Below are 25,862 nucleotides of genomic sequence, written 5' to 3'. Positions count from 1 at the left end.
CCTGGTCTGACGTCAATCATCAATCGTCCATGGTCAACCGTCAACCGTCATTCGTCATCTACATCAAAATCTATGTGGTATTTCACCATTCGGAAGAACGATTTATCCAACCAGCAGTATCAACTATTGCAAAAGAAAGCGGTTTTGACGGAGGTGGAGATTTTTAACGAACCGTATGAGAATCTATGCCTCTTCGAAGTGGACGGGACGAACTACCGGCATTTTGTCGATGCGCTGGATTTGGAAGGATTGGACTATGAAGTGGTCAGTGAGCGCCCCACGCGAACGCAATTATTGAACAAGATGCGATAAGCGGTTTTGGGTTGCTTACCGCATCTTATTTTGATTACCGCATGTTGTGGAAGACGTTCAGAACGTCTTCGTCTTCTTCGATCTTCTCCAGCAGTTTTTCCAGATCGGCGGATTCTTCTTCGGTCAGCTCTTTCGTATCGTTCGGAATGCGTTCGAATTCCGCCTGTTTGAGTTCGTATCCCTTTTCTTCCAGGTGTTTCTGAATCGCCCCGAAAGCCGTGAATTCGCCGTAGATTACGATCTGTTCGGCTTCTTCGTCCAGTGAGATTTCGTCCGCGCCAAAGTCGATCATCTCCAGTTCCAGTTCATCCAGATCGATATTACCGGCCGGAATGCGGAAGACGGATTTACGGTCGAACATGAAGTCGAGCATCCCGGAGGTACCGAGGGCGCCCCCGCATTTGCTGAAGTAGCTCCGCAGGTTGGCCACGGTCCGGTTGATATTATCCGTGGCGGTTTCCACCACGATGGCGATGCCGTGTGGTCCATAGCCTTCGTAGGTGATTTCCTTATAATCTTCCTGCTCTTTCGAAACCGCCCGTTTGATCGCCCGATCAACGTTTTCTTTCGGCATGTTGGCCGCCCGGGCATTCTGGATAATGGCCCGCAGTCGTCCGTTCGTCGTTGGATCAGGACCACCGCTTTTCACCGCGAGGGCAATGTCTTTTCCAATTTTGGTGAAGGTCTTGGCCATCATCCCCCACCGCTTGAATTTTCTGGCTTTCCGGTATTCGTATGCGCGTCCCATGGCTTGAATTATGAATGATGAATGATGAACAATGAATTGTCGCGTCAGCGTTTTAATTCATCGTTCATCATTCATAACTCATCATTTATTTTTTAACACTGATTTCTTCTTCAAAATCCACCTCAATCTGATTCCGCACCAGGTCTTCGAAGGTTTCGCGTCGGCGGATCAGGTGCGGTTTTCCGTCGTAGACCAGCACTTCGGCGGGTCTGACCCGCGAGTTGTAGTTGGAACTCATGCTAAAACCGTAGGCTCCCGCATTTTTCAGGGCCAGCACATCGCCGGGTCGTACCTCGTTCAGCGAACGATCCCAGCCCAGCGTGTCAGTTTCACAAATATACCCCACGATGCTGTACGTCTGTTTCTCGCCCGTCGGGTTCGAAACATTGACAATTTCGTGGTAAGCATCGTACATCATCGGCCGGATCAGGTGGTTCAATCCCGAATCGACCCCCACAAACGTCCGGTTGGGGTTCTCCTTCACCACGTTGACATTCACCAGCAACACACCGCTTTCGCTTACCAAAAACTTGCCGGGCTCAAAACACAGTTCGATTTCCCGCCCGTACTGCTGACAGAATTTCTGAAAGGCCGCCGTCACTTTCCGGCCCAGATCCACCACATCCGTGCTATGATCCCCTTCTTTGTAGGCCACCTTAAAACCGCTGCCAAAATCGAGGAACTGCAGATTGGGGTAGTCGTTAGCCAGCTCAAAAAGCACCTCGGCACCTTTGAGAAACGCATCGGCATTCTTAAAATCCGAGCCGGTATGAATGTGCAGTCCAACCACCGGAATGGCATATTGCTCAACCAGGGCGCGAATCTGGCTCCGTTGCTCCATCGAAATACCAAACTTGGAATCGGCGTGACCGGTCTGAATTTTGATGTTGCCGCCTTCCGCGATGTGCGGATTGATCCGGATGCCGACCGGTTTTCGACTGCCGTATTGCTGCCCCATAAATTCCAGCAAGGGCAGGCTGTCGACGTTCAGCCGAACGCCCAGCGCGAGTGCCTCCTGAATTTCGGCGAAGGAAACGCCACTCGGAGTATACATGATTTGTTCGGGATCGAAACCGGCCAGCAACGCCATCCGGATTTCATTCACCGAAACCACTTCCACATCAATTCCCCGGCTGCGCATCAACTTCAGAATCGATACGTTGGTCAATGCTTTGGCTGCGTATTTAATCTTTAGGTTGACGCCCTGAAAAGCCGACTGAAGCGTGCCTATTTTTTCAATAATCTTGTCGGCATCATACACATACAGGGGAAGGCCAAACGCTTCGGCCATCTCCGGCACATCGATGCCCTGAATTTGATAACGGTTTTGATCGAGCTGCATACGCAGGGGTGTCTGCCAATTTTGAGGTGCAAATATAAACGATTTTATGCCATTTCTGGCAACGCTTCCCAACCCCAATCGGGCTCTGATTTTACTTTTTCCGAAAATAAGCGATTCCGAAATCCGAACGTTCAGCAAGAGCGCATCGAACAATTCGCCGGGATTCGGGTTAAATTCTTACGCAACGCTGAACTGAACGGTTATGAAAAAAATAGCACTTTTTACTGCCGCCCTGCTCTGGATTACCAGTCACGGACAAGCCCAGACGCCTTCGCCCAACGCCCACGCGCCCGGACAGGCAGCACAGTCGTTCCCGCAAGGTGAACCGACGGCCAAACAGGATTCCCTGAAAAGCAAACTGGTTAAAGGTACCCAGTCGAGCCGGAATGCCCGGCGGTCGGAGGATGCCGTGACGAAGAAAAGCACGACAGTTCGTAAGAAAACGACAAAAACCGTGAAAACGAAAAAACCAGTTGATTAGCCTTCCGGAAAATGCATTCCTGGTTTCGAAAGAAAAAGCTATTTCCAGATGAAGGAAATGGCTTTTTTTTTGAAATTCAGGACTAAATACGCATTCATATGTTTGCCCGCATCATTTTATTCGTATTTTTGACACTGACCCTTTTGGTTACTGAATTACTCCATTACCTTGAAGCGTTCAAACCTCCCATTTACGGAAGACGTACTGGTCAAGAAGCTCCAGCAGCGCGAGGAACAGGCATTTCACTTGCTCTACGACCAGTATTCACCGGCTTTGTACGGCGTAATCCTGAAGGTCGTTCGTGATGAAGAAGCCGCCCGCGACGTTTTACAGGACTCTTTCGTAAAGATCTGGCGGAACATTCCTTCTTACGATGCTCAGAAAGGCCGTCTTTTTACGTGGTTACTGAACATTGCCCGAAATACCGCCATCGACGCCATCCGCACCCGTCATTCAGGTCAGTCAATCCAAACCAGCACCGATATCGTAGATATTGTCGATCAGCATCAGCAAACCTATCAGCCCGCTGTGGAAACACTTGATTTACCCGACAAGGTAAATCAATTAAACCCGGATCGACGAACGGTTATCGACCTTGTCTACTTCTATGGATACACCCACGAAGAAGTAGCGGAGAAATTGAATTTGCCGCTCGGAACGGTCAAAACACGGGTTCGGTCTGCTTTACAGGAATTGAAGAAGTTATTCGGCACATGAACACGAAAGAATACATAGAGTCCGGAATACTGGAAGAGTATGTGCTCGGCACCGTCAGCCCGCAGGAAAAGCGGGAGGTCGAGTGTATGTCGAGCATTTACCCTGAGATCCGCCAGGAGCTCGACACGCTGTCGGCTGCGGTGGAACAGTATGCCCAGACCCTGCGCCGTGATCCGCCGACTGACATTAAAGAGTGGCTTCTGAAAGAACTGGAGTTTGGCACTCCGGAAGCCGAAGCGGTCGAGGAAGGTAACCCAACGCCCCTCCTCACCAGCGAAGAAAATACGGGAACGCCCATTCGTACATTAAATTCCAGAGAAGACGCATTCGATTCAAGACCCACGTTTCGCGTTACCTGGCTGGTAGCGGCTTCGCTGGGTCTGGTTGTCCTGTTTTTTGCCTACTTCCTGTATTCTCAATTGCAGGGAAGTCAGCAAACGCTCAGTTCGCTCCGCAATTCAAATGAAGCCTTAACGGAAGAGGTTCGGGTTCTGCGGGCGCAACAGTCGCAGGCCGATCAAACGCTGGCCATCCTGAAAGAACCAGGCACGCGGGTTATCCGGCTGAATCCCACCGACACCACAACCGCCAATTTCGCAACCATTTACTGGAATGCCAGCACGGGCCAGGTCAATCTCGAAATTGATTCGCTGGTTCGCCCGCCCGAAACCCAGCAATACCAGCTTTGGGCCATTGTGGACGGAAAGCCGGTCGATGCCGGCGTTTTCGATGTGGGCGACAATACCCGGGTGGTACAGCAGGCTAAAAAATTCCTGAAGGCCGATGCCTTTGCCATCACGCTCGAACGCCGGGGCGGCAGCCCCACTCCCACGCTCTCCGCAATGGTGGTGGTCGGAAATGTCACCTCCTGATTTCTCCTTATCTGAAAAGAGAATATCTAAATCATAAATATCAAATGATAAATAATAAATGTAAAAGTAGCAGGTTTGCATAAATTTTTACATTTGCCATTTATAATTTGATATTTATAATTCTCTTTTTTCGCCAGGGTTATACGTTTTCCAAAGGACACTTATACGTCGATTCAATCAAAAACATATTCAGATTTTATAATTTATTCCTTTCCTTAAAATGGCCCCGGCAATGTTGTCTGGGCCATTTTTTATGTTATACAAGTTTTTTTTCAACACTTAAGAATCCAAATAGAAGTCGATGGCGTAGGTATTATTGAGAGTCGGGAATAACCCGGTTCTATTTTTTTCCATCTTCAATTATTACGTATTTCAGCCATGAAAGCCTTCATCAAAACAGGAATTATTGCCGCTATTCTTTGCGCATTTTTTACGGTTTCTTATGCTCAAAAACCGAAAGAAGTCGGTGGTGCCATGATGTATCCCAATAAGAACATCATTGAAAATGCCGTCAATTCAAAAGATCATACCACGCTGGTTGCTGCCGTGAAAGCCGCAGGCCTGGTCGAAACCTTACAGGGAGCTGGTCCTTTCACGGTTTTCGCCCCCACCAACGATGCCTTTGGTAAGTTACCAGCCGGTACCGTTGAAACACTGGTGAAGCCCGAAAACAAAGCGACCCTGACCGGTATTTTGACGTATCACGTGGTTGCGGGTCGTCTGGACGCCAAGGAAATCGGCAAGCTCATCAAAGCCGGTAACGGAACCGCCACGCTGAAAACCGTAGCCGGTGGTGACCTGACCGCTAAAATGAGTGGAAAAAAACTGATCCTGACCGATGCCAAAGGCGGGACCGCTACCGTTGCCATTTCCGATGTGTACCAGTCGAACGGCGTAATTCATTCGATCGATACGGTTTTGATGCCGATGTAACCAAAGGCAACTGAAGCCTTAAAAAAGCCACACGCACAACTGCGCTGTGGCTTTTTTAACTCGCAAACTATCCTCCCATTTCTTGCGTTAATTAACTATGAACCGCAACCTTTTTCTTGGAGTTCTGTGTGGGCTGGTGCTCACCGGCTCCGTCGCATCCATTTCATTGCGTCCGCGTATCGACGATGCTACACCCCGTAAAGTGGTCAAAACAGAAGCGGAGTGGAAGAAAATTCTAACACCCCAGCAATTTTACGTTCTGCGCCAACAAGGTACCGAGCGGCCTTTTACGAGTCCGCTGGTTGATAACCACGAAAAAGGCATATTCAAATGTGCGGGCTGCAAAACGCCCCTGTTCAGTTCCGACACCAAGTTTGAATCCGGAACGGGCTGGCCGAGTTTTTATAAATCCCTGTCGAAACAGAACGTGGCCGAGAAGGTGGATCGCAGCCACGGCATGGTCCGCACGGAGGTTGAATGTGGCGTCTGTGGCGGGCATTTGGGACACGTTTTTGACGATGGACCCAAGCCAACCGGTCTGCGGTATTGCATGAACGGTGTAGCATTGGAATTTGAAAAGAAATAAGCGGATGCTAACCCCCTGGTTTTGAGCCAACCCGATGAACGGGCTGGCTTTTTTCATATTATATCGTCCAAATTTCCGTTATATTTGCTCTAAGGGACGGATTTTTCAATCCGTCTTTTTTGCCTATCGCATTAATTTTACTTTTTTGAAATCAGACGGACCTCAGACGCATCCGCTCAATGGTGCGACGTCAACTGAACCCGTTCGTCAATTTTAACCGTCAAAATACCAGGCATGAGTAAATTCTGGGGGCAGCTTCGTACCCTTTGGCAAGGCATCACCGGCTTTTTCGGTCTCATAAGCAACGGCTTTAGACGACTGGTTTACCGCATGATGTCGGGTCTTCTAGGAAAAGAGCGCGTCGATTCGGCAATCGGTCACTACCGGGGCGTTCGACAACGCTACCGAAATTGGATCAACGCCCGCTTCGACACCCGATCACTCGCTTTCCGTATCTTTTACCAGACCACCAAAACGCTGATTTTCGGCTTTGTGCTGGTTCTGTTGTACATCCTTTCGATTGAATCCAATTTCCTCTACCTCAGCGGTGAAATGCCAAGCGTCGAGGATTTGAAAAACCCCAAGGTTTCCCAGTCTTCCGAAATTTATTCCTACGACAAAGTCATGATCGGCCGGTTTTTTACCGAAAACCGCACCCCCATCAAATACGAAGACTTGTCGCCCTCTCTTATTCATGCGCTCATTGCCACCGAAGACGTGCGGTTTTACGAACACTCGGGCATCGATACCCGAAGTCTGGGCCGGGCGGTTTACGGCGTATTGACTGGTAACAACTCCGGCGGAGGCAGCACGATTACACAGCAGCTTGCCAAAAACCTGTTCAAAACCCGTCGGCGGCAATCGAGAGGGTTGCTGTACAATGTTCCGCTGGTGAAAACGATCATTTTGAAAACCAAAGAATGGCTGATGGCCATCAAACTGGAGCGGAATTTTTCGAAAGAACAAATCCTGACCATGTATTTCAACACCGTCGATTTCGGCAGCAATGCCTACGGCATCAAGACGGCGGCCCGGACGTATTTCAGCAAATCGCCGGAGACGCTGAATGTGCAGGAATCTGCCGTTCTGGTGGGCTTGCAGAAAGCAACGACGACGTATAATCCGCTGATCAAACGAAACTTCGAAAAGTCACGCAATCGTCGGAATGTAGTGATCCGGCAAATGGAAAAATACAAGTACCTGACCAAAGCGCAAGCCGATTCGCTGTGTGAACTGCCCCTCGTAACGCGCTACAGCCCCGATAATCCGTATTCAGGTCCGGCCAATTATTTCAAAAATGCGGTGGTCGAGGTCGTCAAAAAGTGGGGGGAAGAAAATGGCTATGATCTGTACACCGACGGTTTACGAATTTATACCACCGTCGACTCCCGGATGCAGGCCCTGGCCGAAGAAGCCGTTGCGGAGAAAATGAAGCTGTTGCAGCGGACGTTCGACAACCACTGGTCGGGCCGAAACCCCTGGACGGATGAAGACGGCAAGGAAATTCCGGATTTTCTGGACAAAGTCGCCCAGCGGACGGAACGGTATAAGGCGCTCCAGTTGAAATTCCCGAATCAGCCGGATTCCATCCAGTATTACATGAAGGAGAAAAAAGACAGCATGACAGTTTTCTCCTGGAATGGCCCGAAAAAGAAATACATGTCACCCATGGATTCCATCGCCTATTACAAGCGGTTTTTGCAGGCCGGTCTGGTGGCCATGGACCCGCATACCGGTTTTATCCGGACGTGGGTGGGTGGCCTCGACTATAACTTTTTCCAGTTCGATCACGTCAAACAGGGAAAACGGCAACCGGGTTCGACGTTTAAACCGTTCGTTTATGCCACGGTGATCGACGATTCAACGATCAATCTAGGCCCCTGCGATCGTCGGCGCGACGAACCCTTCCGGAAGGAATACATCAACGAAAAAGGGGAAGAAGATTTCTGGGCACCCAAAAATTCGGCCGGCTCGTTCTCCTATTCCAATATGACCCTGCGCCGGGCCATGGCCCGCTCCATCAATTCGGTGACGGCCCAGTTGACCAATGACGTCGCAACGCCCCAGCGGGTGGTGGAATATGCCCACCGGCTCGGTATTAAAAGCCGGTTGGCGGCTGTTCCGTCCGTCGGTTTGGGTTCTTCAGACGTGTCGCTGTACGAAATGGTAGCGGCTTACTGCACCTTTGCCAACAACGGCGTACACACCGAACCGTTGCTGGTGACGCGAATCGAAGACCGCAATGGCAAAATTATTGAAGAATTTGTGCCGGAGAAGAAACAGGCCATTCGGGAAGAGTCCGCTTTTCTGATGCTTCACATGCTGAAAGGCGGTTTGGAAGAATCGGGCGGCACGTCGCAGAATTTATGGTCGTACGATTTATTCAAAAACCGCAACCAGGTGGGCGGAAAAACCGGCACTACCTCCAACAACTCCGACGGCTGGTTCATGGGCGTCACCCGCGACCTGGTGGTGGGCGCCTGGGTGGGTGGCGATGACCGCAGCATCCACTTCCGGTCGACCGACATGGGCGAAGGCGCCAAAACCGCCTTGCCGCTGGTGGGACGGTTTTTGGAGAAAGTCTATCAGGATAAAGCCCTGAAGCTGTATCAGGGGCCGTTTGATAAACCGACGGTTAAAATAACGAAGGATTATCTGAATTGTCCCGGTGGAAACGATGATGACGAAGAGGACGAGTCAGACTCAACCGATGTAGACATTCCTGCCGATTCGCTGTTCATTGAACCGTCGGCTCCGGAGCAGGTCGATCCGCCCGATACCACCCAGCGCGCCCAGCCATTCCGCTAAGATTTCAGGTCAACTCCTTCCGGGTTGACCTTTTTTATGGCCCAGTTTTGTAAACAACCCGGGCAAAGCGGTGGTTATAAGGGGATACCATCAACTCAGGCTATGACACCATCACAAAATCCGAACCTTCATCCGGTTAGGGAAACGACTCCTTTAAAGGATATTCCGTCGGATATGGACAACGATCCGAATGCCGATGAAGAAGTAATCGATCAAACCGGGCCAACGCCCAGCGAAGAAGAAACGGATTTGCAACCCAGCCCGAAACCAAGCGGTCGCATCCCGTCGGGCCTGGAAGACGATCCTTCCAACGATGAAAATCTAAACGAGAAAATCGCCTACGCCCTGGTTGGCGCGGAACCGAATAGAAAAGAATGATGAGTTGTGAATGATGAACGATGAATGGATGCATCAATTCATCGTTCATCATTCAAACTAAACCATCTCCTTATACTGCATCCGATAGAGGTTCGCGTAGGTGCCTTCCAGTTGCAGCAGTTCTTCGTGGTTGCCTTGTTCCACGATGTGACCTTTGTCGACAACGATAATCTTATTTGCTTCGCGGATGGTGGAAAGCCGGTGGGCAATCACGATAGCTGTGCGCCCTTTCATGAGTTTTCCAATGGCAGCCTGAATCAACCCTTCCGTTTCGGTATCGACCGAGGAGGTAGCCTCGTCGAGCACCATGATACGGGGATTATGAACCATCGCCCGTACAAACGAAATCAATTGCCGCTGACCTACCGAAAGCGTCGAACCGCGTTCCATAACGTTGTATTCATAACCGCCAGGCAATCGTTCGATAAACTCGTGCACGCCCACCAGTTTGGCCGCTTCAACAATGCGCTCCCGGCTGATGGCTTTATTGCCGAGGGTAATGTTGTTTTCAATCGTATCCGAAAACAGAAAGACATCCTGCAAAACGACGCCAATGCTCTGGCGCAACGCTTCCAGTTTATACTCGTGCACCTCGACGCCGTCAATTTTGATCTCTCCCCGATTGATGTCGTAAAACCGGCTTAACAAGTTGATAATGGACGACTTCCCGGCTCCCGTAGCACCAACAAAGGCGACGGTTTCGCCTTCTTTCACGGTAAAGTTGATGTCTTTCAGGACGTAGTTGTCGTCGTTGTAGGCAAACCAGACATTTTTAAACGCCACCTCACCCCGCCAGGTTGCGGGCGCATACGTACCGGTGTTGGGCGTAAAATCGTCGCTGTCCAGCAATTTCAGAATCCGGTCGGTGCTCACAATTCCCATTTGTAAGGTATTGAACCGGTCGGCGAGCATCCGGATGGGGCGGAAAAACAGGTTGATGAACATGATGAAAGCCGTTACCGTTCCGTACGTAACTTCTTGGTTCAGAATCGCTTTCGCACCATACCAGACCACGAGGCCCGTGGCGGCTGCCGACAGAATATCGGCCACCGGATAATAGACCGAATAGTACCAGATCGACCGGATGTTGGCTTTACGGTGTTCGTCGTTGATTTGCCGAAATTTCTCTTCTTCGATCTTTTCGCTGCCAAAAATCTGCACGATGTTCATGCCGGTAATGTGTTCCTGCACAAACGAGCTAAGGTTGGCCACGGCGGTCCGCACTTCATTGAACGATACTTTGATCTTTTCCTTGAAGACGTATGTACTGAGTAACATCAGCGGAATCATCGACAAACTGATGGCCGAAAGCCGCCAGTCGGTATAAAACATGACGGCGATGATGAGCACCAGTTGCAGAATATCGCCCACAATGGCGGCCATGCCTTCGCTGAAGACGTCGGAAAGCGTTTCAACGTCCGAAATGGTGCGGGTCACGAGTCGGCCGATGGGCGTGTTGTCGAAAAATTTCAGCCGGAGTTTCAGAACTTTCTGGTAGAGCTGAACCCGGATATCCCGAATCACATTTTGCCCCAGCCAGCCGGAAAGGTAGGTGTTGAAAAACTGAATGATGCCCTGCAAAACCAGAATCCCGATCATCAGAATCAGCATTTTGGTCAGTCCCGGATAATCGCCGGTGGCAATTTTGGAGTCAATGGTGTAGCGAATCAGTAACGGACCCACAGGAGCCAGCACTGCACTCAACAGAATAATCAGAATAAGCCCGTAAAATTGGAGCTGGTACGGTTTTACAAAGGCATAAAGCCGTCGCAGGGTAATCCAGTCAAAAATCTGACCACTCTTGGTTTCGGTATTCACAAAGACAACAGTTGGAAGGTTTTTCGGAGTAACAGAAATATTGGGTGAAGAGTTTGGATGGGAACACGTATTGAGCGGATGGAACGAATCAAAATGGATTTTAATCGGTGTAAATCCGTTTAATTCCGTTCCATCCGCGTTCCCATCCAACCATTTACTGCATCAATTGGGCCAGTTCCTGCCAGGAAATCAAACCGATGGCCACAATGGCGAGTGCCAGCCCGATTCGGTTGACAACCAGCAGTTTTTCTTTGAAAAAGAGCAGAGCCGACAAAGCCGCCACCAGAATGACGCCGATGTTGTAGAGCGGATAGACGAAAGCACCGTTGCCGCCAAATTCGGAAAGTGCCAGCAGCAGGGTGTAAAAACTCAGGAAATTCGGAATTCCCAGGGTGATGGCTGCCACGAAGGTCTGGCGTTCAATCTTTTCTTTATCCAGAATCAGTCGGCTCGATAGTAACACCAGACCGGCAATAATGGCACCCAGTACCATGGTCAGCGTCACCTGTAATGTTTTGTCAGTCGATGGAATATACCGGATGTTCATGTAATTGATCATCGTATTGGTGACGCCGTAGAGCACAAAAACCGCTACCGGCAAGAGGGTATTCCAGCCCACGGCCATTACGGTTTGTTCTTCCTGCTTCTTGTACGTGCTCAATCCGACGGCCACCACCGCCAGAATCAAACCCATATAATTCAGCGTATCGAAGGTTTTTCCACCGGTTTGAAAGACGAACAGACTGAAACAGACCGGAATCACCAGCGACATGTTATTCGCCAGTGAGGTGGCCGTGATGCCCATTCGCTGCGTCGACAGACCCGACAGGATGAACGTGATGATGAACCCAACGCCCAGACCCAGGGCCAGCCACGTCCAGGTTTGGGAAAAATCAACGGAAAAAGGCTGATTGCGGGGCAGCAGCAGGAAACCGGTCAGAAAACAAACCGGGTAGTTGAAAACGATAGCCTGAACGGTATTGACCCGGTAGCGGGGAAAAAGCCGGAAATTGAGCAGCAGTACAACCGAAAGCAGAATGCTTAGGAACAGAAAAAACATGGCAAAGGCAGAGAGAGAAATTTTCTTTTGCCGGAAAGGTAGTAATAAATGTAAAATGAAGAATGTAAAAGGCTAAATGTAAAAGTGAAACGCTGCGGGCGAAAACTTTTACAGTTAGCATTTTAACGCGAACGATGAAATGATGACTTTGCCTAACAGTTGTTTTAAGTGCCAGAGGCACGTAATGTTAATAGTAAATCGGTATTGTAAGACCTCCAGGCGTGCCGGAGGTACGCGATAAAGGCTTAGTTGCGTACCTCCGGCACGCCTGGAGGTCTTACAATACCGATTTACTATTAACATCTGCCCCCTCCGGGGTCAATAATTTCATAGCTCACGTCATTTTACCTTCTTCATTTTATGTTAGCGCTTCTACTTCTTTTTTTCAGCGGGCATCAGCACCGCATCCACCGAATGAATAACCCCGTTCGTGGCTTCCAGGTCCGCGCGGTTGATGGTGGCGGCATTGCCTTGTCCATCCGTAATGGTGATGGCGTCACCCTGCTTGCCGACGGTCAGTGTTCCGCCCGTAACGGTTTTCAGTTTCTGTCCATCCTGCAACTGATCGGAAGTATAATTGCCTTTGACGACGTGATACGACAACAGCTTCACCAGCTTTGATTTGGAAGCGGGCTGCAACAAACCGTCGAGTGTTCCGGCCGGGAGCTTATCAAACGCTTCGTTGGTGGGTGCAAAAACCGTGTAAGGGCCTTTTCCCGCAGCCTGTTCCGACAATCCGGAAACCCGCATCGCCCGGAATAAAACCGTATGATCGGCCGACTTGGCCGCGCTGATGGCCAGATCGCGGCCGGTTGAGCCACCGGGTGCCATGCCACCCCGCGATTCCCGTCCTGCACCCATAGGTCCATAGGCGTTGGCACTGCTTTGGGTCGAAACCGACGTGCTGCTTCCCAACGGGTTCGATTGCGATGCGGGGCGCGAAGTAGTGTCCTGAACCGTTTGCGCAACCACGGTTTTGTTGGCACCAATCAGCAAGCCCAGGGCCAGTGCCATTGCGAAAACTGCTTTTTTCTGCATGATGAAAATTAGTTAGTTAAACAAAACGTCGAGAATTTACTATCCCTTTTTAACACATTCAGCCTTCCTTTTGTTGTCTGAATGTAGTTGGGTTAACGGGGCATGACGGCTGAATATTTCATTTTGGGTCATCTTACGACCTTAATCTTAGCGTAGAATCGGGCAATTAGTTGCATCCTTTCTCAAACTATATCACCTTTGTTTTTCTATTCAATATTTTAAACATGCAAATTTCCAAACACAAAGTTGCCGGCATACACTACACGTTGCGCGACAACGACGGCAATATTCTCGATTCCAGCGAAGGACGGGATCCATTATATTATCTCCACGGCGAGGGCAACCTCATCCCGGGTATGGAAAACGGACTGGCCGGAAAATCCGTCGGCGACAAATTTCAGATCAAGGTGCCTGCCGAAGACGGCTACGGTGTTTCTGATCCGCAAATGATTCAGGCGGTTCCCATCAGTGCTTTTGGCGGTCAGCCAGTGCAGATCGGAATGCAGTTCCAGACCAATCAGGGGCAGGTGGTAACGGTTACGGAAGTGAACGACGATCAGGTAATGATCGATGCCAACCACCCGCTTGCCGGTCAGGAGCTGAACTTCGATGTCGAAATCATCGAAGTTCGGGACGCCACGGCAGAAGAGGTGACGCACAAACACGTACACGGACCGGGTGGACATCATCACTGAGCCACTCCTGCGTAAATAGTCTGTCGATCACCGGTATTTTTTCCTAAATTTGGATTACTGCCGGTGATCGATCGATTTATGGCTGACAAACCCTCTCTTTTTAGTCCCATGAAAAAATTTACCTTCTTTCTACTTTCGGGCTTTTGCGCTTTCAACGCCCTGGCTCAAACGACCACCCCGACGCCCGATCTGCAAATCAAAACCGCCGTCCTGGCCGCTCCCTCCGACAAACGTGATGGGGCAACGGTTTTGGGTTATTCAGGTAAAAATGAAATGATTGTGCTGCGAAAAGGAACGAACGATTACGTCTGCCTGGCGGATGATCCAACGCAGAAAGGACTCAACGTTTCCTGCTACCACCAGGGTTTGGAACCGTTCATGGCCCGCGGTCGGGAATTGAAAAAAGAAGGAAAATCTCCGGCTGAAATCATGAAAATCCGGGAGGAAGAAGAAAAAGCCGGGAAGTGGAAAATGCCCAAACAGCCGTCTTCCCTTTTCGTTTATTCGGCTCCCGACTCCAGCTACAATGCGGCAACGGGTGAAGTAAAAAATGGCTACCTCCGGTCAGTCGTCTACATTCCCTACGCCACCTCCGAAAGCACCGGTCTGCCCCTGAAAGCCGAAGCCCCCGGCATGCCCTGGATCATGGACCCCGGCACCCACCGGGCGCACATCATGATCAATCCGGCAAGGAAATAAAATAAGTTTACGGTTTTCAGTTTACGGTTTACGGTGGCTGACGCATGCTTGCTGACGCGTTCAACTCATTGAGCCAGTGTGCGTCAGCCACCGTATACCGTAAACTGAAAACCGTATACTACAAACCAATCTCCAGTTCCCTCCTTTCCGCCCATCGCATCCGGTAGGCGTTCATGGCGGTTTTGCCAAGGGAGTCGAGCAGGCGGTAGTTGGCAACCAGACCAACGGCGGCTCCGATGCCGGGGACTAACTGGGCCATTTTGACCAGATCGATGTAGTCCCGGTATTCCTGCTGGAAAGTGCGCCAGTCAAACTGGTTGATGTCGTCGGGAAGTTGCTGGCTTTTGGCCTGCCAGTTGATCATCTGTTGATAAACGAACTGCCGGCGTTCCTGGCTCGAAAACGCCAGCTGAAAGATGTGCATGATATAAAGCCGCTCTTTGTATTCGTTGACCGGATACCCGTAAATGGCCGCAATTTCGAACAACAGCTTCATTTTCAGGGCCAGCAACAACGGAAAATCCGCCAACCCCAGCAGGATGCCGCCCGCGCCGGTGACGCCCCCCTCTGCCGCTCCGGCGGTTTTATAGAACGCAATGCGATCCCGAACCCGCTCCTCCCGTTCTTCCAGCGACAGCGGTTCCAGCACCGGCTGCCGGGTCAGAAACTCCGCGCCAAACAACACTGCTCGCGTCATTTGCTTAATCGTCGCTGTAATAGCCTGGTGTACTTTTTCGGGAATGAACCGGTTCATCCGCGTCTGCAGATTCTTCGAAAGCCGGTTGACGGCCGACGGCCTGCGCATCATTTTCTGTCGCCAGACCTGTAATTCACGCACTACGGCGTCTTCGTAAGGGGACATAGTTTTTGGTTGGTTTCAGGCTCATCGCGGTTGCCGACGGTTGGTTTGCCGGACACCGGTTCCCACTTTTGCGTTGTTCGACACCTGGTTGTACCCTTCAAAGGTTGCGTTATCGACGGTAGTATTATACGAATCCAGACTCAATTGAATAGCGGTTTTGGTACTGTCGGTCGTCCTGAACCGACTACCGGCTGTAATCCGGCTTTGTTTGATTCGCGCACCCACAATGCCCCCGTCGATAAACTGGCTGTTTTTGACCAGCAACTCGGTCAGTTGTCCGTTGTAATACCGGATGTTACTGCCCCGAAAGGTGGCGCCATCGACCGTAATCCGGCGCGAACCGGAATTTTCGTAACTGATGTAGGCGTCTTTGTCAAAATCGCAACCCGGCCCGATAATCGTCTCCTCTTTGGTGGAAGTGCCTCCGCCGTAGTTGGAAAAAGAGTTTCGGGCGACGGTATTCAGGGTGCGGACTTTGGTCAGCGTTACCGGGCCACTGAACGTCAAAACGCCGTCGGTGTCGGTCGCTTCCAGGCCTTTGCCACACTTCCGGGCCGTAAAGTTGGTGATCACAATGCGGTATTGGTAATGTAACCCTTTTACGGCATTCACGCAATTTTCAGCCTCTCCGTTTTGAATGGCGGCTTTTACGCGCTCCGAAACGCCAAACCCAACCCGGTAGCCAACCGATTTGCAAGCGTTCCAGGTCACGCGGTGGTCTGAATCGGTTTGCTCACCCTCCGACCAGAAACCGGCATAGGGGCTGATTCCTTTGGTATTTTGGGCCACACAACGCACAAATACGGTGCCGGGCGCATTGTCACTGTCGAAGGCATCACCCACGCAATCGGTGACGGTGCAGGATTCAAACCGCGTGTTTCGGGCGTAGCCACCGGCAATAAACGGTGATTTTCCACCGACTTCGTGGTACCGTTTCTGTCCACTGGCCCGGCAGTTCCGAAACACATTGCGGTCTGAAACCGCTGTTGAGTTTCCGGCATTGAACAGTTGATTTTCAACGACAAACGTGCTGGCATCGGCATTTTGAATGGAAACCCGATCTGCCCCGCTGGCCGTACAGCCGCCGAAGTAAATACCGCCCTCAATCGGGCTTTTATCGCAGTCAATGGACAGATCCAGAATAAAAACCCGCTGCTTTTGGTTGGCCCAGAACGCATAGCCGCGCTGGGCATTCCGGATGAGAAACGTCCTTCCCAGACCGGCTCCCTGAACGCTGATTCCCGATCCGGTGATTTCGACCGGCCCCTGCACAAATTGCCCGGCTGGGTAGGTCAATGTGCCTCCACCCTGCCTTTTCAAATCGGCGATTGCCCGAACGGCCGCCTGTGTATACTCAGTTTCGCCGTTTTTTTTGTACTTTACAATGGAAACGACCGGCAATGCCAAAGTCGCTGAACCCCAGAGCATAAGGACTAAAATGAAAACAGAATGACGGGGCATGAGGCAGAAATTCATGGGACTATCGAATTATTATGGCACGGTTGGCGTTAAATAGCTACATCCCTTTTTACATACTAACCAGTTAACCAACGTTTTATGAAAAAAGCGCTGCTGATTCTCCTTGCCATTCTCCCGCTTAGCCTCGCCAGTGTAGGCACAACGGTGAAAGCCGATGCCCGTACTACGGTTGACAAAACCAGCCTCTGGGCGGGGGTCTACGACGAGCTGAACCTGGAACGCATGGGTCTGCACAAGGACGTGTTTAATTATGCCCTGCGTGGCTTACAGAAAAGCACGTTTGCGAAATCCATTCTGAGCATCGTTGACCTGAGCCAGCCATCAAACAAGAAACGGTTATATATCATCGATCTCGATCAACAGAAATTATTGTTTCAGACCTACGTCGCCCACGGCCGGAACTCGGGCGAACTGATGGCGGCTTCGTTTTCAAATACGTTTTCGTCTTTCCAATCCAGCCTGGGATTCTACCAGACTCTCAATACCTACCAGGGCAAACACGGTTTGTCGTTGCAACTGAAAGGACTGGAACAGGGTTTTAATGATAACGCTTTTAGCCGCGCCATCGTGATGCACGGAGCGGATTATGTCTGCGAGGATTTTATTCGCAAAACCGGTCGGCTGGGCCGCAGCCAGGGTTGCCCGGCCATCGCCAACGCGGTCAGCAAAGACATTATTCAGGCCATCAAAGGCGGTTCGTGCCTGTTTGTCTATTCGCCTAGCCCGGATTATCTGCAGAAATCAACGTTTCTTCTGTAATTACATCGGGCGACCGTCCAGACCGTACACATCGTTGTAGTAGCGCAACTGCCCTCTTTCATCAACATCAACCCGGTTGTAGACCACAAAAACCGGGAACGGTTTGGGCAGTGTCAGCGTCTGCGGTTTTTGATCGACCATGCAGCGGTTCATGAATCCCTCGTCCAGCACGGGCGTTCCCATCAGGTAATTAGCCAGTTCGACCGGTTTCTGCACCCGCATGCAGCCGTGGCTCCGCCAGCGGTCGCTGGTCTGGGTGAACAGATCGCGGGCGTTGGTATCGTGCAGGTAAATCGCTCCCGGACCGGTCAGGTTGAACTTGATCAAACCCAGGGAGTTATTACACCCGGAAGCCTGCCGAAACCGGTACGGAAAATTCTCGGCAGACATTTCTTCCCAGGCAATTTCGGACGGATCGACCACCTGTTCTTTTTCATCCAGCACTTCCATGTTCTGGTTTTCCAGATAATCGGCATTTTGCTGCACCTTGGGCAGAATTTCCTTCAGGCCAATGCCACGCGGCACATTCCAGTAAGGATAGGTGATGATGTCGGTGAGATAGGTTGTAAAAAACGGCGTTTTGGTGTCTTTTTTTCCCGCGATAACATCCATTGGCAGCAGGCATTTACCGCTCCGGTCGTAGATGTTCAATTGAGCGGCTGGCACGTTAACGACCAGAAACCGGTCAAAATCGAAGCGATTCAGGTAGCGGTAAAAATTCAGCGTTTGCCGGATGTATTTTCCGGTGTCGGAGGGTGCGTTTTTCCTCAATTTGGTGTAGGCACTGACGAGCGTCGTGTAATGTCCGAAAACCGGTGTTTTCCGCAGCGAATCCAGGGCCGACTTTCCTTCGTCTTTTTTCAGCATGGCAATCGCCCAGACGGTATCGATTTTTTCTGGAATCTTGTTGTAGGTTATCCGGGACGGTTTTAACCCGTAGCGCAGTTCCAGCAGCAAACCGGTGAACTTCTCCCCAAACTCCTTTTTGGAGTCGGATTCCAGAAATGAATACCGGTTGGTGTCGATCCCGACCGAATCTGCGGCCCGGCACAACTGCCGCATAACGACTTCGGCCTGAGAGCGGTCCCAACCCTCGGCGGGAACATCGTTTTTATTCAATAATCCAAAGTGTCTGATTGAGAACCAGGCAACCAGGACAACAATAACGGCACTTCCTATTAAAATGATAATATTTCGGCGTTCCATACGTGAGTTCAATTTAACTTACTGCTAAAACGCCATTCTATACTGCGGTGTTTAAATGATTTGCACGAAAAAGCCCCGATCGTACCGGATTTAGCAGTAACAGTCGGGGCTTTCGAGATTTTTGCGCGTCAATGACCCGTGCAATCGCTTATTTCTTCCGCTTGCTTCCCAGAAGCAGCATCACCGTGCCGACGATGACGCCGATACTGAGGATGCGGGTGACGTGGTACGAAATCGGAGCCGGCATATCGACAATGCCCCTTTCATCCGAATGCACCGGCTGCTTCACATACCGACCACCTTTCGGCACTTCCCGAGTTTCAAAATGGTGAACCAAATCTTCCAGGAGTTGCGGAAGCTGGATGCCCTGAATCGCTTTTCCGTGTCCGGTACCGGCCGATGTCGGGTTCAGGGCCGCCAATTCCTGAATCGATCGTTTCGCGGCTTCCCAATCAATCGTGAAATAAGCCGGTGGGCCGTGTAGCTCCTGCTTCTGGGTCATTACCGCCAGCGCCGAGTTCTGATCAGTATTGGTGAATGCGTCACCCGCCACCAAACTCCGGTCACTTTCGCGGAACAACGAAATATGGCCGGGCGAATGACCGGGTGTATGCATGACTTTCCAATCGGGTAATTCCGGAATCAAACCATCCGCCGGGATCGGCCGGATGCGATCGCCAAAATTATAGGGGGCTGTTGGGAACATCCACGACAGATAGGCCATTGCCCCACCTCCAACCGATGGGTCTGGCGGTGGATAATGCGATTTCCCCTGCAAAAACGGCATTTCCAGGGGGTGAGCATAAACCGGAACCATTCCCCAGGTTTTCAACAAAGCTTCCAGCGATCCGGCGTGGTCAAAATGGCCGTGCGTCAGCACGATGGCCTGGGGCGGATTGTTGTCGCCAAACCATTCGCGGGCTTTTTTCAGAATCAGGTCTGCGCCGGATGGTGTTCCGGTATCGACCAGAACCCATTTCCCGCCGGGTTGCGATTCTCCGATAAAATAGATGTTAACAAAGCCATTTTTGATTCCTCTCACGTCTTCGGCGACGTCATACGGACTCCGTTCTTCACGGGTTGTCAGATTTTCGAGTGTCTGCCTTTCCATACCCCACGTTTGTTTTTGTTTGTTTTTTTAACCTGATCCACCCCGGATTGTTGACATAAGTTATTTACCGTTTCACATATTCAATTCAACAGTTCAGATAAAATTCGTTTTCGGATCGCAGCCAGCGTACGCACCTTTGTCCTGACAAACGACAACAACGACTACTGCTATGAACTTCTTGCCTACCTTTTCCAGCCATTTTTTAACCCGGTTTTGTCTGCAATCCCTGTGTGCCGTGCTTTTGCTGAGCGTCACGATTTCCTGTAAAAAAGAAACAGAAGTTGAACCGGATTCAGGCCGGGTGATATTCTGGTCGTCCAACAACGCGATCGAAACCATCAAAGTGGATTGCTACGTCGACGGCACCAAAATAGGAACGCTGAGCAAAGTAACAGGCTCTGCTCCTTCCTGCGACGCGACTGGTTCGCCCGTCACCACCGTTAAAGCGGGGGAACACGAACTCGAATTCCGGGCCGCCAACGGCCAGAGCTTCTCCGAAACTTTCACGGTCGAAGCGGGGAAATGCGTTGATTTCGAATTGATGTGAAAACGTTTACGGTATTCGGTTTACGGTTTACGGTGGCTGGCGCATTCATCCTGTTCTTGCGTTAGCCACCGTAAACCGAATACCGTATACCGAATACCGTATACCGAAAACCGAAAACCACAAAACCGTAAACTAAGCAAGATCGTAATGGTCGGCTTCCAAATTTGTATATCTTTGCGTGCGAAAACCGCTGTTGAGAATGCGAGTTCTGAAAGTGACCAAATACAGCCCGATTTTACACGAATTACGGGCATCGTGGGGCGTGCTCCAGGCGGGTAAATACCTCCTGGCCGAATCCATGCAAAACCGGAGCGAGGAGGACGATTTCTTTGCGTATCAGAATGCCGTTGCCGAAATCGGACGAATCGAACGCAAACTCGATATTCTGTACGATGAAATCCAGGCCGTCGAGTTGCTCCACCAGGCGGCAATTCTGACCGGGAATTATGAGGATTTATCGAGCCGCAAACGCTCGAACGGCAATACTTCCCTGAATTAGTTCAACACCCGAACGCCCTTTTCACGGTACAATTCCAGCACCTCCGGCCGGGCATTGGCATCCGTTACGAGCACCTGAACTAGGCTCAGCGGAGCAAACTGCACGTATTTGTCTTTTTCCAGCTTCGTCGAATCACACAACAGATACACGGTTTCGGCCTGTGCGGCCATCGCCAGCGTCATCCCGCCTTCGGTTTCGCTATGAGCCGACAAGCCGTGCTGCGCCGAAATGCCGTCGACACCCAGAAACGCTTTGTGGGCGTGGTAGCGGGCCACGTGTTCATGGGCAATTAATCCGTGAACGGCCTGCCGTTTCGGATCGACTTCTCCCCCCACCAGATTCACCGTCACTTCCGACTGCATCAGTTCGTTGACGACCGGTAAGGAGTTCGTAATCACCTGAATACGTTTGTTTCGGATAAACTGACAAAGCCGGAAAACCGTACTCCCGCAATCCATAAACACCACCTCCCCTTCGTTGATCTCCTGGGCCGCCAGCCGACAAATGTGGTCTTTATTCTCAGAATTGACGGCGGTTTTGTTCACAAACAGCACTGGATTGACGGCTAGTCCCACTTTCATGGCACCACCGTGTGTTCGGTAAATCAGGCCGTCGGCTGCCAGTGCCGTTAAATCCCGGCGAATGGTAATTTCCGAGGTTTGCAAGAGGTCAGCCAACTCTTTCACCTCGACAGACTCTTTCTCTTCGACCGTTTGTAAAATAAGCCGCTTTCTGGTTGGAAAATTCATTGGTTCGTTTTTAATTTGCTCAAAAATAATCAAATTCAATCAAAAACAATCAATACGAATGAACAATTCTCGAGTGCAGCTCATCAGGCAGGAAGTATTATCGGATAACTGGTACACGTTGCGGAAAGTGACTTTTAACTACCAGCGCAAAAATGGGGTTTGGGAAACGCAGTCGCGGGAAGCTTATGACCGGGGAAATGGCGCGACGATTCTGCTGCACAATCCGGAAAAAAATACCGTTATTCTGACCCGTCAGTTCCGGATGCCGACTTACGTTAATGGCAATGCAAGCGGTCTGCTGATCGAATCCTGTGCCGGTTTGCTGGACAATGACAATCCGGAAGACGCCATTCGCCGGGAAACGGAAGAAGAAACCGGTTTTGTTGTGACCAACATCCGGAAGGTGTTTGAAGCCTACATGAGTCCGGGATCAGTCACGGAGAAACTGTATTTTTTCACCGCACATTATTCCGACTCCACCGAAAAACGAACCGGGGGCGGCATTGAGGAAGAAGAGATCGACGTGCTGGAAATGCCACTGCCGCAGGCTATGCAGATGATTGCCGAGGGCGAAATTGTCGACGGAAAAACCATTATGCTGCTCCAGCACCTTTGCATTCAGCAATTTCACGCTGCCTGACCAAATCTCCAACCTCCCTCTGCACAGCCTTCTCACCGGAGGTTGGAGTGGTCTTTCACAAGTTTACAGGGGCAACGGAATCGGGCAATTACCGGATAAAATCGCGTCTCGCATTCCGGCGGATCACCGGTGGTAAACCGCTTAGGTAAAAATCATCAATCGGTTGATTCCAAACTTGCTTGAAGCGTTCTTCAAGTGCCTGGTAGTCGAGTTGTTCTGTCTTGGCAGAATTCAATTTATACAACTCATCTCCCATAATGCAGGAGAGAAAAAAGAATGGATCGCATTTCATGAGGATAGGATTATTTATTACCACAAAGGAAGCATAACGGCATTAAAAAAAGATGTAAACCAGATTAAGCAAACCTTAAAAGTGGCATAGTTTGATCTATTGATATTAAAACAAGATTAAAAGTACAAAAAAGCCGGGAAGCCTGAATCTCACAATAGTTATACTTAGAACAGAGATACACGGTGAAATAATTCACCACGCAGGAGCCAGTTTCAATCAAATTTTGTTATCTGGGTAGAACTCTAGTTTGTTACACATGACAACGCTCACAGAACCCTACATGGACATGCTCCGCTCGCTGATTGCGCTTCGAAAATATGTCAAGATATTCTACACCACCGACCTGAATGAACTGATTTCGATTACGTCCATCATGACCGAACTGACCACCAGACCCGAGGGCGATTCCGTCACGCTGGCATCCGGTGAATCAATCCCGGTGAATCGGCTGGTGAACGTCAACGGGGTATATGCGCCCGGACATGAGGATTACGAAACTTGTCTGGATTGTCGGATTTAACGGCAAAAACGCAAAGGAGCAAACCGGATTTTCTTTGCTTATTTAGCGGTACTCCCATTCAAAACGTAGCTGAATAGACGGTTACTGCCTAAATAAGTGGCCTTTGCCCGCAAAAAAATGTTATAAAAATTTGGAAAGAAATATAAAAAAATAGTCCTTTATACAAATTCTTTCAATCATAATTCAATGCAAACAGGAGTAGTAAAATTTTTTAATGAAACCAAAGGATACGGTTTCATTAAGCCGGATGCACCAGGCGAGGACATTTTTGTTCACTCGACGGGCCTTGTCGACCAGATCCGCGAAAACGACAAAGTAAAATTTGAAGTTGAACGTGGCAAAAAGGGTCTGAACGCTGTAAACGTAGAACTGGTATAATCGAAAGATAGAGCCGTTTGAGTTTCAAGAAGAAAACATGCCTGGTGGCATGTTTTTTTTTGCCCGCTGAATCAGAACCCCTTACCGCTGTCAGCCGGTATTTCTGATTCTTTTTTGTTGACAAACCATCCTTTCGTGCTTTTTTTGCGGCTTCATTCAGTAAATCGACTCCATGAGCCCATCCTCTGACTCCAGCAATCTGACGTCGCGCATTGCCGCCTTGCTCCAACTGAACGCCCGGCAGGTTGCCCAAACCGTACAGTTGCTCGACGACGGTGCCACTGTGCCATTCATTGCCCGCTACCGGAAAGAAGCCACGGGTCAATTGGACGAAGTGCAGATTGGGGCCATTAAAGATACTTACCAAAAACTGGCCGAACTCGACAAACGTCGGGAAACCATCCTGAAATCCATTGCCGATCAGGGCAAATTGACGGCGGAATTGCGCCAGAAAATCGAATCCTCTACCTCAGTCACCGAACTGGAAGATTTGTATTTGCCCTACAAACCCAAGCGAAAAACCCGGGCCACCATCGCCATTGAAAAAGGCCTGGAACCGCTGGCCAAGTTCATTTTCAGTCAGCGCGAAAATACGGTGGAACGCAAAGCCGCGTCCTTTCTGAACGACCAGGTGGCCACCGTTCAGGACGCCTTGCAGGGCGCCCGTGACATCATGGCGGAATGGATCAACGAGGACGCCGACGCCCGGCAACGCATCCGGAATCTGTTTGAACGGGAGGCTATTATCCGGGCCGTTGTCAAAAAAGACAAGGAAACCGCCGGGATTAAATACAAGGATTATTTCGACTTTGCCGAACCGCTCCGCCGGGTACCCTCCCATCGTTTGCTGGCCATCCGGCGTGGGGAAACGGAAGGAATTCTGGCGGTGAGTATTTCGCCGGACGAACAAACCGCCCTCGAACGGCTGGACCGGCAGTTTTTGCGGCATGGTTCGTCCGAATGCATCGACCAGGTTGCGATGGCGATCAAAGACAGCTACAAACGACTCATCAAACCGTCGATTGAAACCGAATTTGAAAACGTATCGAAGCAAAAAGCCGATCAGGAAGCCATCAAGATTTTTGCGGATAACCTGCGCCAGTTGCTCCTGTCGCCCCCGCTCGGGCAGAAGCGGGTGCTGGCCATCGACCCTGGTTTTCGAACGGGCTGCAAAGTGGTTTGTCTGGATGCCCAGGGAAATTTGTTAACCAACGACGTTATTTACCCCGACAGCCGTCGCGAACAGGCGCAACAGACCTTGTTGAAGCTGGTCGCTCAGCACCAGATTGAAGCCATAACGATTGGCAACGGAACCGCCGGGCGCGAAACTGAAGATTTTGTCCGGAGTCTGAATTTCGGCAAAACCATCCCGCTGTTCATGGTGAGCGAACAGGGCGCATCGATTTATTCCGCATCGGAAGTGGCCCGGCAGGAATTTCCGAATCAGGATATAACCGTGCGGGGCGCCATTTCCATCGGTCGCCGGTTGATGGACCCGCTGGCCGAACTGGTTAAAATTGATCCCAAATCGATTGGTGTGGGGCAATACCAACACGATGTCGATCAGAATGACCTGAAAAGCAGCCTGGATCGGGTGGTGGAAAGCTGCGTGAACCAGGTAGGCGTTTCGCTCAATACGGCCAGTAGTCACCTGTTGCGCTACGTTTCGGGCCTGGGGCCGCAACTGGCGCAGAACATTGTCGAATACCGGGCGCAAAACGGGCCGTTCCAATCCCGCGACCAGTTGAAGAAAGTGGCCCGGCTGGGTGCGAAAGCCTACGAGCAATGCGCCGGTTTTCTCCGCATCGATCAAGCCAAAAATCCGCTCGACAACAGCGCCGTTCACCCGGAAAGTTACGCCGTGGTAGAACGCATGGCCCGCGATCTGAAATGCACGGTGACCGATTTAGTCAAAAAAAAGGAACTTCAGAAGCAGATAAAGCCCGAATTATACGTTACCGAAACAGTGGGGCTGCCAACCCTGCGCGATATTCTGGCCGAGCTGGAAAAACCGGGCCGTGATCCGCGGGAAACGCTGGCCGTTTTCGAATATGACGAGCGGGTCCGAAAACCGGAAGATCTGCGGGAGGGCATGCTGCTGCCGGGCGTGGTGACAAACGTGACAGCCTTCGGTGCTTTTGTCGATATCGGCGTAAAACAGGACGGGCTGGTGCACATTTCGCAGCTAGCCAATCAGTTCGTTTCCGACCCGCGTCAGGTTGTCAGTGTTCACCAGAAAGTGCAGGTGAAGGTGCTGGAAGTCGATTTGCAGCGCAAGCGTATTGCCTTGACGATGAAATTTTAATAGCTTATACTGATTTTGCATGGTAGCC

Annotated in this window: 28 protein-coding genes; 17 read left to right on the top strand and 11 right to left on the bottom strand. The window is 50.6% G+C overall.

What is annotated here, in order from left to right:
* The first annotated feature begins 72 nt into the window (after positions 1–72).
* Positions 73–312: a hypothetical protein gene (locus ACO064_RS28230; protein ID WP_421830534.1), complete on the top strand. Its 240-nt coding sequence runs from the start codon at positions 73–75 to the stop codon at positions 310–312.
* Between the two features lie 34 nt (positions 313–346).
* Here ACO064_RS28230 and ACO064_RS28225 read toward each other — a convergent pair whose 3' ends face one another.
* Both ACO064_RS28225 and lysA read right to left on the bottom strand, forming a co-directional pair.
* Entirely contained in the window at positions 347–1,060 is a 714-nt protein-coding gene (locus ACO064_RS28225) for a YebC/PmpR family DNA-binding transcriptional regulator (RefSeq protein WP_114404763.1), read from the bottom strand.
* An 85-nt stretch (positions 1,061–1,145) separates the two neighbouring features.
* The gene (gene lysA / locus ACO064_RS28220) at positions 1,146–2,402 is read right to left on the bottom strand and encodes a diaminopimelate decarboxylase (RefSeq protein WP_421830533.1); all 1,257 of its coding nucleotides are present in this window, start codon (positions 2,400–2,402) and stop codon (positions 1,146–1,148) included.
* Between the two features lie 202 nt (positions 2,403–2,604).
* On the opposite strand from lysA, the gene ACO064_RS28215 reads away from it, so the two are divergent.
* The 7 genes from ACO064_RS28215 to ACO064_RS28185 all read left to right on the top strand — a co-directional run bounded on the left by ACO064_RS28215 (position 2,605) and on the right by ACO064_RS28185 (position 9,177).
* Positions 2,605–2,883: a hypothetical protein gene (locus ACO064_RS28215; protein WP_421830532.1), complete on the top strand. Its 279-nt coding sequence runs from the start codon at positions 2,605–2,607 to the stop codon at positions 2,881–2,883.
* Between the two features lie 168 nt (positions 2,884–3,051).
* A complete protein-coding gene (locus ACO064_RS28210) occupies positions 3,052–3,600 on the top strand; it encodes an RNA polymerase sigma factor (protein WP_421830531.1) in 549 nt (182 codons plus the stop codon).
* Positions 3,597–4,472, top strand: a complete 876-nt coding sequence (locus ACO064_RS28205; protein ID WP_421830530.1) for an anti-sigma factor — start codon at positions 3,597–3,599, stop codon at positions 4,470–4,472. The genes ACO064_RS28210 and ACO064_RS28205 overlap by 4 nt, the downstream gene beginning before the upstream one ends.
* Positions 4,473–4,850: 378 nt before the next feature.
* The gene (locus tag ACO064_RS28200) at positions 4,851–5,405 is read left to right on the top strand and encodes a fasciclin domain-containing protein (protein WP_421830529.1); all 555 of its coding nucleotides are present in this window, start codon (positions 4,851–4,853) and stop codon (positions 5,403–5,405) included.
* 97 nt (positions 5,406–5,502) lie between these two features.
* Entirely contained in the window at positions 5,503–5,991 is a 489-nt protein-coding gene (msrB, locus tag ACO064_RS28195) for a peptide-methionine (R)-S-oxide reductase MsrB (RefSeq protein ID WP_421830528.1), read from the top strand.
* A 234-nt stretch (positions 5,992–6,225) separates the two neighbouring features.
* Entirely contained in the window at positions 6,226–8,799 is a 2,574-nt protein-coding gene (locus tag ACO064_RS28190; protein WP_421830527.1) for a penicillin-binding protein 1A, read from the top strand.
* Positions 8,800–8,901: 102 nt separating this feature from the next.
* On the top strand, positions 8,902–9,177 hold the full coding sequence (locus ACO064_RS28185; RefSeq protein WP_421830526.1) for a hypothetical protein: 276 nt from the start codon (positions 8,902–8,904) through the stop codon (positions 9,175–9,177).
* A 57-nt stretch (positions 9,178–9,234) separates the two neighbouring features.
* Here ACO064_RS28185 and ACO064_RS28180 read toward each other — a convergent pair whose 3' ends face one another.
* The 3 genes from ACO064_RS28180 to ACO064_RS28170 all read right to left on the bottom strand — a co-directional run bounded on the left by ACO064_RS28180 (position 9,235) and on the right by ACO064_RS28170 (position 13,093).
* Positions 9,235–10,995 carry an ABC transporter ATP-binding protein gene (locus tag ACO064_RS28180; RefSeq protein ID WP_421830525.1) on the bottom strand — a complete coding sequence of 587 codons (1,761 nt, stop codon included), beginning with the start codon at positions 10,993–10,995 and terminating at the stop codon, positions 9,235–9,237.
* A 154-nt stretch (positions 10,996–11,149) separates the two neighbouring features.
* The gene (locus ACO064_RS28175) at positions 11,150–12,055 is read right to left on the bottom strand and encodes an EamA/RhaT family transporter (RefSeq protein ID WP_421830524.1); all 906 of its coding nucleotides are present in this window, start codon (positions 12,053–12,055) and stop codon (positions 11,150–11,152) included.
* 372 nt (positions 12,056–12,427) lie between these two features.
* On the bottom strand, positions 12,428–13,093 hold the full coding sequence (locus tag ACO064_RS28170) for a fasciclin domain-containing protein (RefSeq protein ID WP_421830523.1): 666 nt from the start codon (positions 13,091–13,093) through the stop codon (positions 12,428–12,430).
* Positions 13,094–13,317: 224 nt separating this feature from the next.
* Here ACO064_RS28170 and ACO064_RS28165 point away from each other — a divergent pair, with 224 nt between their 5' ends.
* Positions 13,318–13,788, top strand: coding sequence for an FKBP-type peptidyl-prolyl cis-trans isomerase (locus tag ACO064_RS28165; RefSeq protein WP_421830522.1), 471 nt, complete (start codon positions 13,318–13,320; stop codon positions 13,786–13,788).
* A gap of 108 nt (positions 13,789–13,896) precedes the next feature.
* Complete coding sequence (locus tag ACO064_RS28160) at positions 13,897–14,487, top strand: hypothetical protein (RefSeq protein ID WP_421830521.1); 591 nt, start codon at positions 13,897–13,899, stop codon at positions 14,485–14,487.
* 118 nt (positions 14,488–14,605) lie between these two features.
* Here ACO064_RS28160 and ACO064_RS28155 read toward each other — a convergent pair whose 3' ends face one another.
* Together ACO064_RS28155 and ACO064_RS28150 are read right to left on the bottom strand one after the other, a co-directional pair.
* A complete protein-coding gene (locus ACO064_RS28155) occupies positions 14,606–15,349 on the bottom strand; it encodes an EcsC family protein (protein ID WP_421830520.1) in 744 nt (247 codons plus the stop codon).
* Positions 15,350–15,370: 21 nt separating this feature from the next.
* A complete protein-coding gene (locus tag ACO064_RS28150; RefSeq protein WP_421830519.1) occupies positions 15,371–16,777 on the bottom strand; it encodes a hypothetical protein in 1,407 nt (468 codons plus the stop codon).
* A 129-nt stretch (positions 16,778–16,906) separates the two neighbouring features.
* Here ACO064_RS28150 and ACO064_RS28145 point away from each other — a divergent pair, with 129 nt between their 5' ends.
* On the top strand, positions 16,907–17,587 hold the full coding sequence (locus tag ACO064_RS28145; protein ID WP_421830518.1) for a murein L,D-transpeptidase catalytic domain family protein: 681 nt from the start codon (positions 16,907–16,909) through the stop codon (positions 17,585–17,587).
* On the opposite strand, the gene ACO064_RS28140 is transcribed toward ACO064_RS28145, so the two are convergent.
* Both ACO064_RS28140 and ACO064_RS28135 read right to left on the bottom strand, forming a co-directional pair.
* A complete protein-coding gene (locus ACO064_RS28140) occupies positions 17,588–18,706 on the bottom strand; it encodes a L,D-transpeptidase family protein (protein WP_421830517.1) in 1,119 nt (372 codons plus the stop codon).
* A 235-nt stretch (positions 18,707–18,941) separates the two neighbouring features.
* Positions 18,942–19,904, bottom strand: coding sequence for an MBL fold metallo-hydrolase (locus tag ACO064_RS28135; RefSeq protein WP_421830516.1), 963 nt, complete (start codon positions 19,902–19,904; stop codon positions 18,942–18,944).
* A gap of 169 nt (positions 19,905–20,073) precedes the next feature.
* Here ACO064_RS28135 and ACO064_RS28130 point away from each other — a divergent pair, with 169 nt between their 5' ends.
* Positions 20,074–20,451, top strand: coding sequence for a hypothetical protein (locus tag ACO064_RS28130; protein WP_421830515.1), 378 nt, complete (start codon positions 20,074–20,076; stop codon positions 20,449–20,451).
* Between the two features lie 199 nt (positions 20,452–20,650).
* On the top strand, positions 20,651–20,950 hold the full coding sequence (locus tag ACO064_RS28125) for a hypothetical protein (protein ID WP_114404737.1): 300 nt from the start codon (positions 20,651–20,653) through the stop codon (positions 20,948–20,950).
* On the opposite strand, the gene ACO064_RS28120 is transcribed toward ACO064_RS28125, so the two are convergent.
* The gene (locus ACO064_RS28120) at positions 20,947–21,699 is read right to left on the bottom strand and encodes a DeoR/GlpR family DNA-binding transcription regulator (protein WP_421830514.1); all 753 of its coding nucleotides are present in this window, start codon (positions 21,697–21,699) and stop codon (positions 20,947–20,949) included. The genes ACO064_RS28125 and ACO064_RS28120 overlap by 4 nt on opposite strands.
* Before the next feature lie 58 nt (positions 21,700–21,757).
* Between ACO064_RS28120 and nudK the strand changes: the two genes are divergently transcribed.
* Positions 21,758–22,339 carry a GDP-mannose pyrophosphatase NudK gene (gene nudK, locus ACO064_RS28115; protein ID WP_421830513.1) on the top strand — a complete coding sequence of 194 codons (582 nt, stop codon included), beginning with the start codon at positions 21,758–21,760 and terminating at the stop codon, positions 22,337–22,339.
* 88 nt (positions 22,340–22,427) lie between these two features.
* On the opposite strand, the gene ACO064_RS28110 is transcribed toward nudK, so the two are convergent.
* Positions 22,428–22,631, bottom strand: coding sequence for a hypothetical protein (locus tag ACO064_RS28110; RefSeq protein WP_421830512.1), 204 nt, complete (start codon positions 22,629–22,631; stop codon positions 22,428–22,430).
* 256 nt (positions 22,632–22,887) lie between these two features.
* Here ACO064_RS28110 and ACO064_RS28105 point away from each other — a divergent pair, with 256 nt between their 5' ends.
* The 3 genes from ACO064_RS28105 to ACO064_RS28095 all read left to right on the top strand — a co-directional run bounded on the left by ACO064_RS28105 (position 22,888) and on the right by ACO064_RS28095 (position 25,834).
* Positions 22,888–23,151, top strand: a complete 264-nt coding sequence (locus ACO064_RS28105) for a hypothetical protein (protein WP_421830511.1) — start codon at positions 22,888–22,890, stop codon at positions 23,149–23,151.
* Positions 23,152–23,337: 186 nt separating this feature from the next.
* Complete coding sequence (locus ACO064_RS28100; protein ID WP_114404734.1) at positions 23,338–23,529, top strand: cold-shock protein; 192 nt, start codon at positions 23,338–23,340, stop codon at positions 23,527–23,529.
* A gap of 172 nt (positions 23,530–23,701) precedes the next feature.
* A complete protein-coding gene (locus ACO064_RS28095) occupies positions 23,702–25,834 on the top strand; it encodes a Tex family protein (RefSeq protein ID WP_421830510.1) in 2,133 nt (710 codons plus the stop codon).
* Positions 25,835–25,862: the final 28 nt, after the last annotated feature.

The organism is Larkinella sp. (assembly GCF_965227735.1).
In the GTDB taxonomy this organism is placed as follows: Bacteria; Bacteroidota; Bacteroidia; order Cytophagales; family Spirosomataceae; genus Larkinella.
This window is presented reverse-complemented; position numbering and strand designations above follow the sequence as displayed.

Bases quoted from the DNA above. Each gene is read 5' to 3' on its own strand.
- ACO064_RS28185 (WP_421830526.1), top strand. From the start codon at position 8,902: ATGACACCATCACAAAATCCGAACCTTCATCCGGTTAGGGAAACGACT.
- ACO064_RS28125 (WP_114404737.1), top strand. From the start codon at position 20,651: ATGCGAGTTCTGAAAGTGACCAAATACAGCCCGATTTTACACGAATTA.
- ACO064_RS28155 (WP_421830520.1), bottom strand. From the start codon at position 15,349: ATGTCCCCTTACGAAGACGCCGTAGTGCGTGAATTACAGGTCTGGCGA.
- ACO064_RS28095 (WP_421830510.1), top strand. From the start codon at position 23,702: ATGAGCCCATCCTCTGACTCCAGCAATCTGACGTCGCGCATTGCCGCC.
- ACO064_RS28145 (WP_421830518.1), top strand. From the start codon at position 16,907: ATGAAAAAAGCGCTGCTGATTCTCCTTGCCATTCTCCCGCTTAGCCTC.
- lysA (WP_421830533.1), bottom strand. From the start codon at position 2,402: ATGCAGCTCGATCAAAACCGTTATCAAATTCAGGGCATCGATGTGCCG.
- ACO064_RS28225 (WP_114404763.1), bottom strand. From the start codon at position 1,060: ATGGGACGCGCATACGAATACCGGAAAGCCAGAAAATTCAAGCGGTGG.
- ACO064_RS28215 (WP_421830532.1), top strand. From the start codon at position 2,605: ATGAAAAAAATAGCACTTTTTACTGCCGCCCTGCTCTGGATTACCAGT.
- ACO064_RS28165 (WP_421830522.1), top strand. From the start codon at position 13,318: ATGCAAATTTCCAAACACAAAGTTGCCGGCATACACTACACGTTGCGC.
- ACO064_RS28135 (WP_421830516.1), bottom strand. From the start codon at position 19,904: ATGGAAAGGCAGACACTCGAAAATCTGACAACCCGTGAAGAACGGAGT.
- ACO064_RS28130 (WP_421830515.1), top strand. From the start codon at position 20,074: ATGAACTTCTTGCCTACCTTTTCCAGCCATTTTTTAACCCGGTTTTGT.
- ACO064_RS28230 (WP_421830534.1), top strand. From the start codon at position 73: ATGTGGTATTTCACCATTCGGAAGAACGATTTATCCAACCAGCAGTAT.
- ACO064_RS28205 (WP_421830530.1), top strand. From the start codon at position 3,597: ATGAACACGAAAGAATACATAGAGTCCGGAATACTGGAAGAGTATGTG.
- msrB (WP_421830528.1), top strand. From the start codon at position 5,503: ATGAACCGCAACCTTTTTCTTGGAGTTCTGTGTGGGCTGGTGCTCACC.
- nudK (WP_421830513.1), top strand. From the start codon at position 21,758: ATGAACAATTCTCGAGTGCAGCTCATCAGGCAGGAAGTATTATCGGAT.
- ACO064_RS28200 (WP_421830529.1), top strand. From the start codon at position 4,851: ATGAAAGCCTTCATCAAAACAGGAATTATTGCCGCTATTCTTTGCGCA.
- ACO064_RS28105 (WP_421830511.1), top strand. From the start codon at position 22,888: ATGACAACGCTCACAGAACCCTACATGGACATGCTCCGCTCGCTGATT.
- ACO064_RS28120 (WP_421830514.1), bottom strand. From the start codon at position 21,699: ATGAATTTTCCAACCAGAAAGCGGCTTATTTTACAAACGGTCGAAGAG.
- ACO064_RS28190 (WP_421830527.1), top strand. From the start codon at position 6,226: ATGAGTAAATTCTGGGGGCAGCTTCGTACCCTTTGGCAAGGCATCACC.
- ACO064_RS28110 (WP_421830512.1), bottom strand. From the start codon at position 22,631: ATGAAATGCGATCCATTCTTTTTTCTCTCCTGCATTATGGGAGATGAG.
- ACO064_RS28100 (WP_114404734.1), top strand. From the start codon at position 23,338: ATGCAAACAGGAGTAGTAAAATTTTTTAATGAAACCAAAGGATACGGT.
- ACO064_RS28160 (WP_421830521.1), top strand. From the start codon at position 13,897: ATGAAAAAATTTACCTTCTTTCTACTTTCGGGCTTTTGCGCTTTCAAC.
- ACO064_RS28175 (WP_421830524.1), bottom strand. From the start codon at position 12,055: ATGTTTTTTCTGTTCCTAAGCATTCTGCTTTCGGTTGTACTGCTGCTC.
- ACO064_RS28150 (WP_421830519.1), bottom strand. From the start codon at position 16,777: ATGCTCTGGGGTTCAGCGACTTTGGCATTGCCGGTCGTTTCCATTGTA.
- ACO064_RS28170 (WP_421830523.1), bottom strand. From the start codon at position 13,093: ATGCAGAAAAAAGCAGTTTTCGCAATGGCACTGGCCCTGGGCTTGCTG.